The following is a 223-nucleotide window of genomic DNA, read 5'->3' as shown; positions in this document are numbered from 1 at the left end:
GAGCGCCAGGGGCGGCTGGAAGGCGATCACGTCGGGGTACTCGGCCATGTGCGGCCAGCCGGCATAGACGTAGCCGAGCGCGCCCGGGATCGAGATCAGGATGCCCAAGCCCGAGGAGGTGGCCACCGCCTGGTGGATGGGGCGGCTGTAGAAGGTCATGAACAGGTTCGAGAGCTGGCCGCCGCCGATGCCCATCAGGGCCGACAGCAGGCCGATGAGCCCG

At 69.5% G+C, this 223-nt stretch carries 1 protein-coding gene; it reads right to left on the bottom strand.

Annotation, left to right across the window (positions count from 1 at the left end; all coding sequences use genetic code 11):
- A partial coding sequence (locus tag E4K09_RS18980; RefSeq protein WP_166802406.1) for a TSUP family transporter occupies positions 1 to 223 on the bottom strand: 223 nt, incomplete at both ends.

The organism is Microvirga pakistanensis (genome assembly GCF_004458765.1).
GTDB classification, from domain to species: domain Bacteria; phylum Pseudomonadota; class Alphaproteobacteria; order Rhizobiales; family Beijerinckiaceae; genus Microvirga; species Microvirga pakistanensis.
This window is presented reverse-complemented; position numbering and strand designations above follow the sequence as displayed.